Source organism: Aeromonas aquatilis (assembly GCF_054052405.1).
In genome coordinates this window covers 74,265-90,823 of sequence record NZ_JBSTYP010000014.1, presented here as the reverse complement: position 1 = coordinate 90,823, position 16,559 = coordinate 74,265, and the positions used below count along the sequence as shown (strand labels likewise).

The following is a 16,559-nucleotide window of genomic DNA, read 5'->3' as shown; positions in this document are numbered from 1 at the left end:
GCTGGGGTATCCATGATGGTAGACCTCAAGGTGATGGCCTACTTCAAGCTTAGCCTTTCAACACGTAATTGGGACATAGCCTTTTTTATTGTCCCGGTTCTGGCAGGCAAGCAACTGATTGCCGGTTGCAAAAAGCAACGCAATTGCCCTGAAAAATCTAATCTTTACGGCTTTGTTTTGGAGTTGTTAATTATATTCTTTGCTAATATCTGATTACTTTTTTTAATCCATTTGGATTCAAGTGTTGCTGCCATCACATTTTTTGATAATTTCACCGTAACGCGGTCTCTTTGTAGATTTTTTTGTGTTTATGCTCACATTAATTGCAAGTGATAGAACCTAGTATCGCTTCGCCCTGTGAAATAAAACCCTACAAATTAATAAATAAAAAGAGATTTGCGATGAAGATGTATAGCAATCTGCCCATTGGTCTTCATGATATTACTGAAGCCAAAAAAAGACTGACCAATCATATATACAAGACCGCGCAACTACCCTCTAACTACATCAGCGAACGTTGCCATGGCGAGGTTTATCTCAAGCTTGAAAACATGCAACGTACAGGCTCTTTTAAAATTCGTGGTGCCTTCAACAAACTCAGTTCATTAAGTCTGGAAGACCGACAAAAAGGAGTTGTCGCCTGCTCGGCGGGCAATCATGCCCAAGGTGTATCACTCTCCAGTGCTATGCTGGGAATTGATGCCAAGGTGGTCATGCCTTGCTGTGCCCCCAAATCAAAAATTGCTGCAACCAGTGACTATTCAGCCAAAGTGATCCTCCATGGAAATAGCTTCAATGACACCATTGCCAAAGTCAGCGAAATCGTGGAGATGGAAGGTCGGGTATTTATCCCCCCCTTCGACGATGCAAAAGTGATTGCCGGCCAGGGCACCATTGGCCTGGAAATTATCGAAGATTTGTATGATGTCGATAACATCATAGTGCCGATCGGTGGCGGTGGTTTGATTGCCGGTGTTGCCATGGCTATCAAATCTATTAATCCGACCATCAAGGTGATTGGTGTGCAATCCGAGAATGTGCACGGTATGGCGGCCTCTTTCTATGCCGGTACCATGACCAATCACAGAACCAGCAGCACGCTGGCCGATGGCTGTGATGTGGCAAGACCCGGTTCACTGACCTTCGAAATCGTCAAACAATTGGTGGATGATATTGTACTGGTCACCGAGGATGATATTCGTCATAGCATGGTTGACCTTATTCAGCGCAACAAGGTGATTACTGAAGGGGCGGGAGCTCTGGCCTCGGCAGCGCTGCTCAGTGGCAAGCTGAAACATTATGTCGAAGGTAAAAAGACCGTCAGCATTATTTCGGGGGGCAATATTGATCTGACCCGGATCGCCGAAATTATCGAACAGAACAATATTCGTCAATTTAGCCTGTAAGGAATGCAGTCATGATATTAGACAGTGTTGTCACCGGCAGTAAAGAGAATACGCGTGCATGGCGTAAATCGGATACCACATGGGGATTAGGTCTGTTCGGTACTGCTATCGGGGCGGGGGTCTTGTTCTTTCCAATCCGGGCCGGATATGGTGGCCTGATCCCAATATTAATCATGCTGGTGTTGGCTTACCCCATTGCATTTTATTGCCACAGGGCGTTGGCCAGATTATGTCTTTCTGGCAGTAATCCATCGGCAAATATTACCGAGACCGTTGAAGAACATTTTGGCAAGATGGGTGGAGTGGTAATTACCTTCCTCTATTTCTTTGCCATCTGCCCACTGCTGTGGATATATGGCGTGACGATCACCAATACCTTTATGGCATTTTGGGAGCATCAACTACAGTTGGTTCCGCTTAATCGAGGTGTGGTTGCACTGGCATTGTTGATGTTGATGGCATTCGTGATCTACTTCGGTAAAGATCTGATGGTCAAGGTGATGAGCTATCTGGTCTTTCCCTTTATTGCCAGTCTGATCGTTATCTCTCTCTCCCTCGTCCCGTACTGGAACAGTGCCGTCTTTGATCAGGTCAATCTGAGCGAGATATCGATGTTTGGTCACGATGGTATTCTGGTTACCGTCTGGCTGGGGATCTCCATCATGGTCTTCTCCTTCAACTTCTCGCCGATTGTCTCTTCTTTCATTGTCTCCAAACGGGAAGAGTATGAGCAGGAGTTCGGGCGTGATTTTACCGAGAAGCGCTGCTCGAAGATTATCTCCGGTGCCAGCATGCTGATGGTGGCCGTGGTGATGTTCTTTGCCTTCAGCTGCCTCTTTACCCTGTCACCGCAAAATATGGCGGAAGCCAAAGCCCAGAATATTCCGGTGCTCTCCTATCTGGCCAACCACTTCTCCTCAATGACGGGCAGCAAGTCTGCGTTTGCCACCACCCTGGAGTATGCGGCGTCCATTATCGCTCTGGTTGCTATCTTCAAATCCTTCTTCGGTCACTATCTGGGGACGCTGGAAGGGTTGAATGGCCTTATCCTCCGCTTTGGCTATCAGGGCGACAAGAGCAAGGTTTCCAGTAAAAAACTCAACATGGTCAGTATGTTGTTCATCATGGGCTCCACCTGGCTGGTTGCTTATGTGAACCCCAACATCCTCGACCTGATTGAGGCAATGGGGGCGCCAATCATCGCTTCCCTGCTCTGTCTGCTGCCGATGTATGCGGTGAGCAAGACACCGGCACTTGCAAAATATAAAGGTCAGGCCAGCAACCTGTTTGTCACCATCATCGGTGTGCTGACCATCCTGAATATAGTTTCCAAGCTGTTCTGAAAACCTTTTCTGCAAGTCATCAGCCATTCAGGCCCCCTGGCGGGGTCTGCATGGCGCAGTCAGAAGTGCGCAATAACCTGTTCTTGGTTGGCCCAATTATGTGGGCCCAGGGTAAGGCTATCCGTGATTTGGCCACCACACTCAGTGGTAAAGATGCTCTGACTGCAGTGACTCGACATCATAAATATCGAGGCGATGTAATGAAGTTTGATTCGTTGGTTCTGGTTATCAATTGCGGCTCTTCGTCGGTCAAATTCTCGGTACTGGAGAGTCAATCCTGTGAGGTGGTGATATCCGGTATGGCGGATGGTATTGAGACGGCCCATCCACAATTGCAAGTGGGTAAAGAGCCCGCAATGTCATTAGCTGAAAATAACCACACCTGTGCATTGGCTGCCATTGCAGCTGAATTGAAAAAACGGGATCTTCTGGATGCCATTGTGCCGATTGGTCATCGGATTGCGCATGGTGGTAGTGAATTTAGCGAAGCCGTGATCATTGATGAACATGTATTGGCCAAAATAAAGCAGGTGTCACCCTTGGCTCCCCTGCACAACCACGCCAATCTGAGCGGCGTGATGGCCGCCCGCCAGCTATTTCCCGACCAGCCCCAGATTGCGGTATTTGATACCGGCTTTCACCAGACCCTGAAGCCGGAAGCCTATATCTATGGGCTGCCTTACCAATATTTGCAGGATTACGGCGTGCGCCGCTATGGCTTCCATGGCACCTCCCATCGCTATGTGGCCGAGCAGGCCTGCGTATTTATGGGGCTGGATGCGCTGCATGCCGGTCTGATCATCGCCCATCTGGGCAATGGCGCCTCTATTTGCGCGGTGCAGGATGGCAAGAGCGTCGATACCTCGATGGGGATGACCCCGCTCGAGGGGCTGATCATGGGCAGTCGCAGCGGTGATATCGACTTTGGTGCGCTGGCCTATATCGCCAGCAAGACGGGTCAATCCATCGAGGATATCGAGCGGGTATTGAACAAGCAGTCCGGCCTGCTGGGTATTTCGGGGCTCTCCTCGGATATGCGGGTATTGGAAGCTGCCTATCACGAAGGACATCCCGGGGCAAAATTGGCCATTCACGCTTTTGTCCATCGTATTGCCCGCCATATCGGCGGTCATGCCACCTCATTGCGCCGGCTGGATGCCGTTATTTTCACCGGTGGGATCGGCGAGAACTCGGCCTTTATCAGAAAGCTGGTATGCGAACGGCTTCAGGTATTTGGCGTAGCGATCAGCGAGCCGTTTAACCAGCGTCCCAATAGCGAGGGTTGTCGGGTTATTTCGGCGGCAGAGTCCATGGTTCTGGCGGCGGTTATTCCCACCAATGAAGAGAAAATGATCGCGCTGGATGCCATTCGTCTGGGGCAGCAGGTTCGTCAGGCCGAGTGCGTCTGACATCTTCCACTGTAGTGTCATGAGTAGTGAATGAGGTTTATTTGATGAAAGTTGATATGCAATTGGATCAGGATAAATTCCGTCAGGCATGGCAAGGGTTTGTCGGTGAAAACTGGAAGCACGAGATCAACGTCCGTGATTTTATCCAGCAGAACTACACCCCCTATGAAGGTGACGAACAGTTTTTAGCAGATTCGACCGAAGCGACCACCACTTTGTGGAATAAGGTGATGGAGGGGATCCGCCTCGAGAATGCCACCCACGCGCCCGTTGATTTTGATACCAATATTGCCACCACAGTCACCGCCCACGGGCCGGGCTATATCGAGCAGGGGCTGGAAAAAATCGTTGGCCTGCAAACCGACAAGCCCCTTAAAAGAGCGCTGCACCCGTTTGGCGGCGTAAATATGATCCGCAGTTCTTTTGAAGCATATGGCCGGGAGATGGATCCCGATTTTGAATATACTTTCAGCGAATTGCGCAAAACCCATAATCAGGGAGTGTTCGACGTCTACTCTCCCGAGATGTTGCGCTGCCGAAAGTCAGGGGTATTGACCGGTTTGCCGGATGGTTACGGTCGTGGTCGCATTATCGGAGATTATCGTCGGGTCGCGCTTTATGGCATAGATTATCTAATCCGTGAGCGGGAGCTGCAGTTTGCCGATCTGCAACCGGCGCTTGAGCGGGGAGAGCAGCTGGAGCAGGTGATCCGTCAGCGCGAGGAGCTGGCAGAGCACAAGCGGGCACTGGTGCAGATCAAGCAGATGGCTGCCAACTACGGCTTCGATATCTCAGGGCCAGCACGCACTGCCCAGCAGGCAGTCCAGTGGCTCTACTTTGCCTATCTGGCGGCGGTGAAGTCGCAAAATGGCGGGGCCATGTCCCTCGGTCGTACCGCCACCTTCCTCGACATCTATATCGAGCGGGATCTGAAGGCGGGGCTTATCAGCGAGCAGGATGCCCAGGAGCTGGTCGATCACTTCATCATGAAGATCCGCATGGTGCGTTTCCTGCGCACCCCCGAGTTTGACACCCTCTTCTCCGGCGATCCTATTTGGGCGACCGAGGTGATCGGCGGCATGGGGCTGGATGGTCGCACCCTGGTGACCAAGAGCTCCTTCCGTTACCTCCACACCCTCAAGACCATGGGGCCGGCGCCCGAGCCCAACCTCACCATCCTTTGGGCGGAAGGATTGCCGCGGGCCTTCAAGACCTATGCGGCCCGCATCTCCATCGATACCTCATCCCTGCAGTATGAAAACGATGACCTGATGCGCACCGACTTCGAGAGCGATGACTACGCCATCGCCTGCTGCGTGAGCCCCATGGTGATCGGCAAGCAGATGCAGTTCTTCGGTGCACGCGCCAACCTAGCCAAGACCCTGCTCTATTGCATCAACGGTGGCGTGGACGAGAAGCTGAAGATCCAGGTTGGTCCGAAAGTGGCGCCCATCATGGACGAGGTGCTGGATTACGACACTGTCATGGCGAGCCTCGACAGCTTTATGGACTGGCTGGCGGTGCAGTACATCAGCGCGCTCAACCTTATTCACTACATGCACGAAAAGTACAGCTACGAGGCTTCCCTGATGGCGCTGCACGATCGCGACGTCTATCGCACCATGGCCTGCGGCATTGCCGGTCTGTCGGTGGCGGTCGATTCGCTGGCGGCCATCAAGTACGCTCGGGTCAAGCCGGTGCGCGATGCTGACGGGCTGGCGGTCGATTTCGTGATTGAGGGGGTGTATCCCCAGTACGGCAACAATGACGAGCGGGCCGACTCCATCGCCTGCGATTTGGTCGAGCGCTTCATGAAGAAGATCCAGGCGCTGCCGACCTACCGCAATGCGGTGCCGACCCAGTCGATCCTGACCATCACCTCCAACGTGGTGTATGGTCAGAAGACCGGCAACACCCCGGATGGCCGCCGCGCCGGTACCCCGTTTGCACCGGGGGCCAACCCGATGCACGGTCGGGATCGCAAGGGGGCGGTTGCTTCACTCGCCTCGGTAGCCAAGCTGCCGTTCAAATACGCCAAGGACGGGATCTCCTACACCTTCTCCATCGTGCCGGGGGCGCTCGGCAAGGAGCCGGCCAATCGCGAGAGCAATCTGGTGGGGCTGATGGATGGCTACTTCCATCATGAGCGGGATGTGGAAGGGGGTCAGCACCTCAACGTCAACGTGATGAACCGCGAGATGCTGCTGGATGCCATCGACAATCCGGACAAGTACCCCAGCCTGACCATCCGGGTCTCCGGTTATGCGGTGCGCTTCAACGCCCTGACCCGCGAGCAGCAGCAGGACGTCATCTCCAGAACCTTCACCAACATGATGTAACTCTCATGCCCGGGGTGAGCAGGCTTGCTCCGGGCCTACTTTTTGTTTGTCAGCACGAGGAAGTAACAGATGCGACAGGTTATCACTACCAAGGCGGCACCGGGTGCCATCGGCCCCTATGTGCAGGCCACCCGGATTGGCAACATCCTATACACCTCCGGTCAGATCCCGCTGGACCCGGTGAGCGGCGACGTTGCGGAGGGGATCGAAGCGCAGACCCTGCGCTCCCTGCAAAACGTACAGGCGATTGTCGAGGCGGCAGGCGGCGAGGTGCGCAACATCTTCAAGACCACGGTGTTTGTCTCGGATCTGAACGACTTTGCTACGGTGAATCAGGTCTACAACGACTTCTTCACCGAGCACGATGCCATGTATCCGGCTCGCTCCTGCGTAGAAGTGGCTCGGTTACCGAAGGATGTGAAGATCGAGATAGAGGCGATTGCTGCGCTGGAGTCCTGACGCGGCGATCCTTATCAATAAAAAGAGCGGCAGCCCGAGGGCGGCCGCTCTTTTTTCATCGAACCCGCCGTGCGCGATAAGAGCGCAAGGATCAGGTCATTCTGGATCAGGCGATCCGTTCGATACGAGCCATGTAGAAGCCGTCGAAGCCGGTCTCGGAGGGGCTCACGGTGTGATCGTCACGCAGACGGAAGTGCTCGTTGGCGGCGAGGAACTTGTCCACCTGCTGGCGGTTCTCCTCGGGCAGGATGGAGCAGGTTGCATAGACCAGCAGGCCGCCGACTTTCACCATCTGGCTGTAACGCTGCAGGATCTCTTCTTGCAGCGCGACCAGCACCGGCAGACGCTCGGCGGTATCACGCCACTTGGCATCCGGATTGCGCTTGAGTACGCCAAGACCGGAGCAGGGCACGTCAAGCAGTACGCGGTCGGCGCTCTCTTTGAGGCGCTTGACGGTCTTGCTGCTGGTGATGACCCGGGTCTCCACGTTGTGGGCACCGGCGCGACGAGCGCGTTGCTTGAGGTTCTCCAGCTTCCACTCTTCCACATCCATTGCCAGCAGACGGCCTTTGCCCTGCATCATGGCGGCGATGTGCAGGGTCTTGCCACCGGCACCGGCGCAGGCGTCGATAACGCGCATGCCTGGGGCAACTTCCAGCGCAGCAGCAACCAGCTGGGAGCCTGCGTCCTGCTGTTCGAAGCAACCATCGGCAAAGGCCTTGGTGCGGAACAGGGCTGCGTCGGAGGTGACCTGCAGGGCAGTCTCCACACCTTCAACCGGAATGGTGGTGACCTGCTCTTTGGCCAGCATGGCCTGCAGCTCATCACGGGTGCACTTGAGGGTGTTGACCCGCAGGTAACGCTTGGGCATCCAGGCCAGGGCGGCACGCTCGGCAGGCCAGGCTTCACCCAGCTGCTCGCTACCCAGTTTCTCCAACCAGCTCGGGCAACCATCCATCAATACCGGGTTCTTCTTCGCCTCGGTCAGACGGCGGCGGAATGCTTCTTCATTGAAGCGATCCAGGGTCGGGTGGTTGGGCTGGGCAATTTTGTGGAAGGCGTGCCAGCTGTGCAGCAGCGGCCAGACATTCTTTTCGGCCTGACGCACCTGAATGCCGGTGAGGAAGCAATAGAGGCTGAGACGGCGCAGCAGGTCGCCGGTGACCAAGGCAATCCTTGCCTGTTCTTGCGGTTTGAGTTCGATGCCGGAGAAGTGACGGGCATAAGCGCGGTCGAGGGTAAGACCCTGACCGAGCACATCGTCAACAATGGCAACGACCAGATCCCCGAAACGGGGCAACAGTGGGGATTTGAGCATGAGATTAACCTTGGCCAGATAAAGATGAACCGCACCTTTGTGAAGAGGAGCAGTTCTAAAATTGACAAATCCGCGCAATGATAGGGGTTAGACGGGGTTGGCGCAACACTCCCCATGGGTGAGTGGCTGAAACAGTGGCGCCGGGCTTTTTGATTCGGCGGGATAATGATGCCGGTAATGGTTCAAAAAAGTGCATGACTACAAGGATGACAAAGATGCATGTGACCAGTAAGTGTTCGTTGGCCTTGTTGGTGGCCAGTTTGTTGGGGTCAACCAGCCTGATGGCCAGCGAGTGGAGCACAGTAGCCGCCAGAGCGACGGCGGAGCAAGGTTATGAGGTGCGGGCCAATCAGTTTCGGGTGGCCAAGGTGCCGCTCGACTATTTTGTTTGCCGGGCTGCAAGCCGGGGCGAGTGAGCTGACCCTGCCGCTGCCCGATGGGGGGGAGGTCACCTTTGCTCTGGAAGCCTACGACTTGCTGCCTGCAGATCTTGCCGCCAAGTATCCGCAGATCCGCACCTTCAAGGGGCACAACCTGGCGCATCCGATAGAGACAGGACGCTTCGATCTGGGGCCGCAAGGTTTCCACGCCATGTTCAGCCATCAGGGCAGGTTGGTGTTTGTCGATCCGCTGCGCAATGCCGAAGGTTACGCCATCTATTACCAGCAGGATGCCCATAGTCGATTGGAAGAGGCTGCAGATGAGGTGATAGGGCCCAAGCTCAGCAAACTGGTGCGCAAGGTGCAAGTGGATGGCAATGTTCGCAAGCGCTACGTCATTGCCATTTCGGCGACAGGAGAATTTACCCAATACCACGGTGGCTCCAAAGCGCTTACCATGGCGGCGATTGCGACCTTGCTCAACCGCGTCAATCAGGTCTATCAAAGGGATGTGGGCGCCGAATTCGTGCTGGCCAGTGGCAATGACAACCTGATCTTTACCGATCCGGCCAGCGACTTGTTTGCCAATGATAATTCGGATGCGCAGACCAATATCGGGGTACAGGCTTATTACTTTACCAATATGCAGCTTGGCAACTTTGATATCGGCCATGTACTCAATACCGGTAGCGGTGGTCTGGCCGGTTTGGCAGTGCTTTGTACCAACGATAAATCGGGCGGGATGTCGGGTTCACCCACACCGGTAGGAGATGCCTTCTTCGTTGACTATGTGGCTCATGAAATTGGCCACCAGTTTGGTGCCGATCATACCTTCAACGGCACTACCGGGAGTTGCGGTGCAGGTACCCGGGTTGCCAATCAAGCCTATGAGCCAGGTAGTGGCAGCTCCATCATGGCCTATGCCGGTATTTGTGGTGATGAGAATATCCAGACTCACAGCGACCCCTATTTTCATAGCAAGTCCATCGAGCAGATGCGTGCGCACATGGAGACCGTATCGACTTGTGGAACCACACTCGCGTTGAGCAATAATGCCCCGCAGGCAGCAGCAGGGGGGGACTATGTGATCCCTGCCAATACGGCCTTTATGTTAAAAGGGGCTGGTGGAGATCTGGATAATGATTCTCTGCTCTACAACTGGGAGCAGATCGATCTGGGTACTGAATCGAGCAGTGCCGCCACCATGATTGACGATGGCTCCCGGCCGCTGTTTCGTTTTGTCTCTCCCACGGCATCGTCGGAGCGGATCCTGCCGAGTTTGCCATCCCTGCTCTCCGGCACGCTTGCCAAAGGAGAGGCCTGGCCGACTACCAACCGGGATCTCAATTTCAGACTGACGGTGCGTGATGGTCAGGGTGGCGTTGCCAGTGATGACATGAAAGTGCAAGTGATCAATACCGGTGCGGCATTTCGCATCACCAACCCGTTTTACGGGGTGACTCTCACTCCGGGGGCCAGTCAGGCAGTGGCATGGGATGTGGCGGGCACAACTGTGGCGCCGATCAGTTGCAGCAAGGTGGATATCTCGGTGACCCAGGATGAGGGCGTAAGCTGGACAATGCTCGCCGCCGGACAACCCAATAACGGCGCAGCAACGGTAACGTTGCCTGCCGATCTCACCAGCAGCGTCAGGCTGAAAGTGGCATGCAGCGACAATATCTTCTTTGCCATCAGTCCCCTCAAATTGCCTCTGGTGCAAGGTGGCTCGACTTCAGGTGGCGGCGGGGCGCTCGGATTGTGGACGCTGGCTCTGGCGCTGCTCGGCTGGCAACGGAGGCGTACATGAAGGGAGTCCCTCTGTTGCTGCTTGTCATGCTCGGCGGTTGTCAGGCCGATGCCAGCACGCTGGAACAGGAGCTGAGTGCAAACCTCGCCAGGCAGGATTACCGCCTGATAGTGATAGCTGGGCGGGGAGAGTTCGCCCCCGGTATTGCAGCCGAGCAGCAGGCAGAGGCCAAGGCGCGCTGTGGCAAGCGTTATCTGGATGGATTGGGCGATGTGATAAGGCCCGGTCAGCAAGAGATACATGCCAAGTTGAGCGCTTACGCCAGCGAGTATAACCAGCGTATGGTGATTCATTGCTCAATAGCATCGGGCGCTGGCAAGCAGTAATACACCAACGAACCAATCCAAATGGAGGGGATATTCATCCCCCTATCTATCCGTGAAGGCGCCAATGGCGCCTTCACTTTTTCCGTTGTTGAATGGGGCCAGTCTGTATTGCCTGAGATGGGGAGCGCGGGTGCAGCACGATTTTTCAGCGTGACAGAAGTTTTGTGCGAATTTTCTTTTCTGTCTGTCACGCAGATCGTCAATTGACGCTGCACCATACTTGTTGTCACCAAGGTAGGGCAAGGAGGCTCTATGAAGCATGGCATTGCGGTGATTATCACCAGTTTGTCTGTTCAGGTTGCAGCAGAACCACAGTGGACCTTCATGGATGAAAACTTGGAAAGGGGAGGGATCTATGATGTGCGAGCTGAAAAGGTCAGAGTGGTGGTTCCTGACAAGCCTTTTGAACCCGGGCATCTCGCCAGTGTATTGACCTTGCCATTGCCGGATGGCACTACGGTGCAGTTTGATGTTCATCCCAATGCCTTGCTCCCGGAGCCTTTGGTCCAGCGCTACCCTTCTATCAATACTTACAGTGGGAAGGCTATCGATCGGGCGGCGGATACAGGCCGATTTGATGTCACCATACATGGTTTTCACGGTATGTTTACCCATCAGGGGCGTACCTTTTATGTCGATCCGCTTCAGGACGGTTTCTCTTATGCCGTTTATGAACAGCAAGATGCCTGGCGGCGACAGGATGTGGATCAGGTGATTGATCCTCATGGTATCGAGCGTGAGCGAGCTGTGCTTGTCGATGGCAATTTGCGCAAGCGCTACACTATCGCCATCTCGGCAACCGGGGAATATACCCAGTATCACGGTGGTACCAAGGTTGCAGCACTCTCGGCCATTGCAACACTGCTTAATCGGGTCAATGAAGTCTATCGCCGTGATGTGGGGGCCGAGTTTCAGCTTGCAGCTGATACGGATAATGTGATTTTCACCGATCCTGCGACTGATCCTTTCACCAACTCGACCCAGGATATCGCCATCAACCAGACCCAACAGGGGGGGTTGCTCAATCCTTCTTTTGATCTGGGCCATCTGCTGGCGACCCTGAGATCTTTATGCAACCCTTTCAGCCGTTCACGGGGCATGACCGGAGGCTCACAGCCTATCGGTGATGCATTCTTTATTGATTATGTGGCTCACGAATTGGGGCACCAGCTGGGGGCCGAGCACTCCTTCAATGGCATGGCCGACAGTTGTGCAACAGGTCGCAAGGCTAGCTCAGCTTGGGAACCGGGCAGTGGCTCGACCATCATGGCCTATGCCGGGATCTGTGGTGAGGAGAATCTGCAGGTTAACAGCACACCTTTTTTTCACAGCAAGTCGATCGAGCAGATGCGGGCTCTGATGGCCTCTCTGCCCTCCTGCGGCACCGACCTGGCGCTTGCCAATAACGCGCCGGTTGTGGATGCGGGGGGCGATAGGGTGATCCCCGCCAATACGCCTTTCACTCTTGTCGGTAGTGCGCTGGATCTGGATGGTCATCCCCTCAGTTACACCTGGGAGCAGGTTGATCTTGGCAATGCATCCTACAGCGTGGCAACCATGGTGGATGATGGAACCCGCCCGCTGTTTCGCTTTGTTTCACCAACATCGGATCCCCGTAGAACATTGCCCGCCATGAGCTCTCTGATATCGGGTGTCTTGGCCAAAGGAGAGGCGTGGCCTGCGACCAATCGCAATCTCCAGTTCCGCCTTACCGTACGTGATGGTCAGGGGGCGGTGAGCAGTGATGAAATGGTGGTTCAGGTGATCAATACCGGCGCGGCATTTGCCATCACAGCTCCGCAGATCGGCGCCATGGTGGCGGGTAGCACTCAGCTAGTGACATGGAATGTTGCCGGGACCGATCAGACTCCTATCAATTGTCCCAGCGTGGATTTGGCACTGACACAGAATGGTGGTTCTACTTGGACTACGCTGGCAAGCGGGCTTGCCAATAACGGTTCGGCCAGTGTGGTGTTGCCTGCACCGTTGACCAGCACGGCCAGGCTGAAGCTGGCATGCAGCAATAATATTTTTTTCTCTATCAATGGGATAAGAGGTAATGCGTCTGCCACTACGGAAAGTGCAACTGTCATTACAGACAACAATGCGGGTGGTGGCGGTGGCGGTGGAGCTGTGAGTCTTATCGTGATCCTCCTGATAGGAGGGGCAGCCGGATGGCGCAGATATTACGGCTAGTCGCCAGTTTGCTGCTTTTGCATATATGCACAGGGCTGGTTGTGGCCGTCTCTCTGACCGAGACAATAGAGGAGAGTCTTGCCGCTCAGGATTATCGGCTCATTGTGCGTGGCGGACGAGGCGGTATGGCCCCGGGGGTTGTGGAGTCATTGCAAGCAGAAGCGAGAACCCGGTGCGGAGTCCGTTATCTGAAAGGGTTCGGTGATGTGATTGAGATGGGTAAGGAGTCGGAGTTTGAGCAGCGGATTGACTATGCCACCCGATATAACCGACAGATGCTGGAAGGGTGCATGCCGGAGGCGATCTCAAGGCCGTAGTGGCTGTTCAACAACGGCGTGTAAATCGGCATGATTGGAGTTATAACTCTAATATTCCAAACATAGTGATAGCCTCAGGGGAATGATTCGATGACTCACATATGAGCCCCCATATACTTTTTTTGGAGTTTTAACTCTATTAAAAAGAACTGCTGAAAATGCTAACAAAATGAGCTGTTTATAAACTATAACTCACTAACTTTATGATTTTAAATGAAATAAAATTAATTTAATTTTTATTGAAAAAGTTGAATTGTGATTTGTGTCACGTTATTCTCGCCGGCTGTTCAGTCAGGTGATTAATAATGATGAAGTTCACAATAAATGCAATCTCAGTTGTCATCGCAATGTCAGCCAATATCGCGCTGGCATCCCCATGGCATATGATCGAAAAACGCAGCAAGCAGGCCGATGAACCTGTAAGGGCTCGCGCATACAATATCTTTGAGGTAGAACCAGATTTTTTAGAAAATCTGCGCTTGGGCCAAACCGTGATTGCGCTACCATTGCCTGATGGCAAGATGGTGCAATATGAATTGGAAGCCTATTCCGTATTACCGCCTGCGCTGGCAGCAAAATACCCAGATATCATGACTTATAAAGGACATGAAGTGGGCACCGCCAGCAATACCGGTCGCTTTAATATTTCTCCACGCGGTTTTAACGGCATGTTTATGCATGCTGGAGAGCAGGTGTTTGTCGATATTCAGCGCAACGGTACCTACGCTGTCTATTACAAAAAAGATGCACATTCAATGAGTGGCAAGAATATCAATGAGATCATTGACAAGTCCGAGCTGAAAAAAATCTAGAAAATAATACTGAAGCGGCTCGTAACGAGGCTAGTTATAGCAAGGCAGCGCTTACCCAGTACAGCATTGCATTCTCTACCACTGGTGCATATACCAAGTTCTTTGGCGGCAAGGCGCAAGCCTTGGATTCACTGGCTGTATTGGTTAACCGTTTAAATGAGGTGTATGAAAGGGACTTGGGTGTTCGTTTCGTATTGGCAGAGGGAAATCACAATATTATATTCGAAAATCTTGCTGACGATCCTTTTGTGAATGGCAGATATCCAGGTGAAACAAGAGATACCCATTATAAATGCTAGAGTTCAGAGAGAGAAACTGATTAGTAGAGAGATTGGTTATTTCGACCTTGGCCATGTATTGACCGCGGGTAAAGATGCAGGTTCGGCGAGAGTTGGGTCATTATGTGATGACATAGGATATTTTTATTCATCTAGGTCTCAAGCTGTTACAGGAAATATAAATCCTGTTGGTGATGCATTTTTTATTGACTTCGTTGCGCATGAAATTGGCCATCAATTTGGCGCCAATCATACCTACAATGCAAATGGGACACAAAGAGAGCCCTCTATGGCATGGGAGCCAGGCAGTGGTAGTTCCATAATGGGTTATGCGGGTTTGATGGGGGAGCAAAACGTACATCTCAACAGCGAGGCTTATTTTCATAGCAAGTCGATTGAGCAGATGCTGCAGCATATCATCGCGAGAGAAGCCAAAGCGCAGAAAGGGGAGATCGAAATCAAGGACGCCGCGATTCTTGCACCGATTATCGCATCGCGTTGTGGCTCCTCTATTCCGAGACAGAATGGGGACAATTTGGAGCCGGAAATTACCGAAGTGCCGCCAGTGCATGTGATCCCTAAAGGTGTGGCATTTAGCCTGAGTGGTAAGGGCAGTGACCCTGATGGTGATGCACTTGTTTACACTTGGGAGCAGGTTGACCTGAGTGATGATGCAACGACGAGTGGCCATCAATTGAGCTCCGGGTTCCTTGCTACCGGTCCCCTTTATCGTTACGCCGCGCCGACGACATCCCCGGTTCGCCACTTTCCTTCGCTGGCCACCCAGTTAAAAGGGGAAGCTGAGAAAGGTGATGTTTGGGTCAATGTGCCGCGCACCCTTAACTTCCGTCTGGTCGCCCGTGATGGCAAAGGCGGTGGTGCCTATGGTGAGACCTCGGTCGAGGTGGTCGATACAGGTTCACAAACCTTCAAGATATTGCCAGCCCCTGACCAGCGTATTCTGGTTGGTAGCCCGACCACAGTGAATTGGCAAGTAGCTGGAACCGACGGTGGCCGCATCAACTGCCAGCGGGTCGATATCAGTTATAGCAACGATGAAGGCAAGAGTTGGCAGCCGCAGGTCAATGGCGTTAGCAACAATGGCGCTCATGAGGTAACCATTCCGGCCAATGCTGGCAGCGCTGTTCGCCTCAAGCTGGCCTGTAGCGACAATATCTTCTATGCCATTACGCCAAAGCTGGCGACCAAGAGCAGTGATACACCAGCTCCCCAGCCTGAAAGCAATGGCGGCGGTGGTGGCGGCGGTTCGACCGGTCTGTTCGCGCTGCTGGGCCTTGGTATCGCTGCGCTGCTGCGTCGTCGTGAGACCATGAGCTACTAAACCAGATACCCCAAGGATGAGATTACCCATCTTTGGTAAATTGATAAACCAAGCGAAGAGGCGTTAGCCTCTTCGCTTTTTTTGTATGGTTTACAAGGTCGCTTTATCGAGCGCACAATGCCTGCGTCACTCTCTTGATGGTCGTGGAACCATTATTTATTTGAAGGAAAATCAAGATGATGGATGTTGCTGATCTGCGCCGTGAGTATACCCGTGGTGGGCTGCACCGGGCCGATCTGCCGGCCGAGCCGCTGGCGCTGTTCGAGAAGTGGTTGGCGCAGGCTTGTGAGGCCAAACTGACCGATCCTACCGCCATGGTGGTAGCGACGGTGGATGCCGATGGTCAGCCCTGGCAGCGCACCGTGCTGCTCAAGCACTATGACGCCCAGGGGATGGTTTTTTACACCAACATGGGCAGCCGCAAGGCGCAGCAGCTGGAAGGCAATCCTCGTATCAGCCTGCTCTTCCCCTGGCACACGCTGGACAGACAGGTGCATGTGACCGGTCGGGTGGAGAAGATGAGCACTTTCGAGGTGATGAAGTATTTCCACAGCCGTCCCAAGGATAGCCAGATCGCTGCCTGGGTCTCCAAGCAGTCGACCCGCATCTCGGCCCGCGGCGTGCTGGAGGCCAAGTTCCTCGAGCTCAAGCAGAAGTTTGCCAATGGCGAAGTGCCGCTGCCGAGCTTCTGGGGCGGATTCAGAGTGGTGATCGAGACGGTGGAGTTCTGGCAGGGGGGCGAGCACCGGCTGCACGACCGCTTCTACTACACCCGCGACGGGGATGGCTGGCATATCGAGCGTCTGGCTCCCTGAGCGCGCTGTTCA

At 53.8% G+C, this 16,559-nt stretch carries 15 protein-coding genes and 1 pseudogene; 15 read left to right on the top strand and 1 reads right to left on the bottom strand.

Going from position 1 to position 16,559, the window contains the following annotated elements:
- The 6 genes from ACW5W8_RS07625 to ACW5W8_RS07600 all read left to right on the top strand — a co-directional run.
- Positions 1–213 (top strand): hypothetical protein (locus ACW5W8_RS07625; protein WP_498627168.1); only part of this gene is annotated, 213 nt, incomplete at its 5' end.
- 188 nt (positions 214–401) lie between these two features.
- Positions 402–1,406 carry a bifunctional threonine ammonia-lyase/L-serine ammonia-lyase TdcB gene (gene tdcB, locus ACW5W8_RS07620; RefSeq protein WP_005334660.1) on the top strand — a complete coding sequence of 335 codons (1,005 nt, stop codon included), beginning with the start codon at positions 402–404 and terminating at the stop codon, positions 1,404–1,406.
- 11 nt (positions 1,407–1,417) lie between these two features.
- The gene (gene tdcC, locus ACW5W8_RS07615) at positions 1,418–2,749 is read left to right on the top strand and encodes a threonine/serine transporter TdcC (protein WP_019444738.1); all 1,332 of its coding nucleotides are present in this window, start codon (positions 1,418–1,420) and stop codon (positions 2,747–2,749) included.
- A gap of 200 nt (positions 2,750–2,949) precedes the next feature.
- Entirely contained in the window at positions 2,950–4,158 is a 1,209-nt protein-coding gene (tdcD, locus tag ACW5W8_RS07610; RefSeq protein ID WP_498627167.1) for a propionate kinase, read from the top strand.
- Positions 4,159–4,202: 44 nt separating this feature from the next.
- The gene (gene pflB, locus ACW5W8_RS07605) at positions 4,203–6,497 is read left to right on the top strand and encodes a formate C-acetyltransferase (protein WP_498627166.1); all 2,295 of its coding nucleotides are present in this window, start codon (positions 4,203–4,205) and stop codon (positions 6,495–6,497) included.
- Between the two features lie 69 nt (positions 6,498–6,566).
- Positions 6,567–6,956: a RidA family protein gene (locus ACW5W8_RS07600; RefSeq protein ID WP_058055748.1), complete on the top strand. Its 390-nt coding sequence runs from the start codon at positions 6,567–6,569 to the stop codon at positions 6,954–6,956.
- Positions 6,957–7,062: 106 nt separating this feature from the next.
- Here the strand turns inward: ACW5W8_RS07600 and ACW5W8_RS07595 are convergent, their stop codons facing one another.
- Positions 7,063–8,274 carry an RsmB/NOP family class I SAM-dependent RNA methyltransferase gene (locus ACW5W8_RS07595; protein ID WP_139731742.1) on the bottom strand — a complete coding sequence of 404 codons (1,212 nt, stop codon included), beginning with the start codon at positions 8,272–8,274 and terminating at the stop codon, positions 7,063–7,065.
- Positions 8,275–8,489: 215 nt separating this feature from the next.
- On the opposite strand from ACW5W8_RS07595, the pseudogene ACW5W8_RS07590 reads away from it, so the two are divergent.
- From ACW5W8_RS07590 to pdxH, 9 genes and pseudogenes are all read left to right on the top strand, one after another.
- A pseudogene (locus ACW5W8_RS07590) lies at positions 8,490–10,461 on the top strand (reprolysin-like metallopeptidase).
- Entirely contained in the window at positions 10,458–10,787 is a 330-nt protein-coding gene (locus ACW5W8_RS07585; RefSeq protein WP_127006703.1) for a hypothetical protein, read from the top strand. The pseudogene ACW5W8_RS07590 and the gene ACW5W8_RS07585 overlap by 4 nt, the downstream one beginning before the upstream one ends.
- A gap of 21 nt (positions 10,788–10,808) precedes the next feature.
- On the top strand, positions 10,809–10,994 hold the full coding sequence (locus ACW5W8_RS07580) for a hypothetical protein (RefSeq protein ID WP_019444745.1): 186 nt from the start codon (positions 10,809–10,811) through the stop codon (positions 10,992–10,994).
- A 45-nt stretch (positions 10,995–11,039) separates the two neighbouring features.
- Positions 11,040–12,983 carry a reprolysin-like metallopeptidase gene (locus ACW5W8_RS07575; RefSeq protein ID WP_498627165.1) on the top strand — a complete coding sequence of 648 codons (1,944 nt, stop codon included), beginning with the start codon at positions 11,040–11,042 and terminating at the stop codon, positions 12,981–12,983.
- A gap of 41 nt (positions 12,984–13,024) precedes the next feature.
- Complete coding sequence (locus ACW5W8_RS07570) at positions 13,025–13,300, top strand: hypothetical protein (RefSeq protein WP_498627163.1); 276 nt, start codon at positions 13,025–13,027, stop codon at positions 13,298–13,300.
- 305 nt (positions 13,301–13,605) lie between these two features.
- Positions 13,606–14,112 (top strand): hypothetical protein, encoded by a 507-nt coding sequence (locus ACW5W8_RS07565; RefSeq protein ID WP_482304133.1) that lies wholly within the window; start codon positions 13,606–13,608, stop codon positions 14,110–14,112.
- Positions 14,113–14,177: 65 nt separating this feature from the next.
- Entirely contained in the window at positions 14,178–14,411 is a 234-nt protein-coding gene (locus tag ACW5W8_RS07560; protein ID WP_498627173.1) for a reprolysin-like metallopeptidase, read from the top strand.
- Complete coding sequence (locus ACW5W8_RS07555; RefSeq protein WP_498627162.1) at positions 14,365–15,732, top strand: reprolysin-like metallopeptidase; 1,368 nt, start codon at positions 14,365–14,367, stop codon at positions 15,730–15,732. Before ACW5W8_RS07560 ends, ACW5W8_RS07555 begins: the two co-directional genes overlap by 47 nt.
- 176 nt (positions 15,733–15,908) lie before the next feature.
- Positions 15,909–16,547: a pyridoxamine 5'-phosphate oxidase gene (gene pdxH / locus ACW5W8_RS07550; RefSeq protein ID WP_019444749.1), complete on the top strand. Its 639-nt coding sequence runs from the start codon at positions 15,909–15,911 to the stop codon at positions 16,545–16,547.
- The last annotated feature ends 12 nt before the right edge of the window (positions 16,548–16,559 follow it).

What these genes read in the sequence shown, in the direction of transcription:
- ACW5W8_RS07585 (WP_127006703.1), top strand. Translation starts at nt 10,458, where the DNA reads ATGAAGGGAGTCCCTCTGTTGCTGCTTGTCATGCTCGGCGGTTGTCAG.
- pflB (WP_498627166.1), top strand. Translation starts at nt 4,203, where the DNA reads ATGAAAGTTGATATGCAATTGGATCAGGATAAATTCCGTCAGGCATGG.
- tdcD (WP_498627167.1), top strand. Translation starts at nt 2,950, where the DNA reads ATGAAGTTTGATTCGTTGGTTCTGGTTATCAATTGCGGCTCTTCGTCG.
- ACW5W8_RS07555 (WP_498627162.1), top strand. Translation starts at nt 14,365, where the DNA reads ATGGCAGATATCCAGGTGAAACAAGAGATACCCATTATAAATGCTAGA.
- tdcB (WP_005334660.1), top strand. Translation starts at nt 402, where the DNA reads ATGAAGATGTATAGCAATCTGCCCATTGGTCTTCATGATATTACTGAA.
- ACW5W8_RS07595 (WP_139731742.1), bottom strand. Translation starts at nt 8,274, where the DNA reads ATGCTCAAATCCCCACTGTTGCCCCGTTTCGGGGATCTGGTCGTTGCC.
- ACW5W8_RS07575 (WP_498627165.1), top strand. Translation starts at nt 11,040, where the DNA reads ATGAAGCATGGCATTGCGGTGATTATCACCAGTTTGTCTGTTCAGGTT.
- ACW5W8_RS07580 (WP_019444745.1), top strand. Translation starts at nt 10,809, where the DNA reads ATGGAGGGGATATTCATCCCCCTATCTATCCGTGAAGGCGCCAATGGC.
- tdcC (WP_019444738.1), top strand. Translation starts at nt 1,418, where the DNA reads ATGATATTAGACAGTGTTGTCACCGGCAGTAAAGAGAATACGCGTGCA.
- pdxH (WP_019444749.1), top strand. Translation starts at nt 15,909, where the DNA reads ATGATGGATGTTGCTGATCTGCGCCGTGAGTATACCCGTGGTGGGCTG.
- ACW5W8_RS07600 (WP_058055748.1), top strand. Translation starts at nt 6,567, where the DNA reads ATGCGACAGGTTATCACTACCAAGGCGGCACCGGGTGCCATCGGCCCC.
- ACW5W8_RS07565 (WP_482304133.1), top strand. Translation starts at nt 13,606, where the DNA reads ATGATGAAGTTCACAATAAATGCAATCTCAGTTGTCATCGCAATGTCA.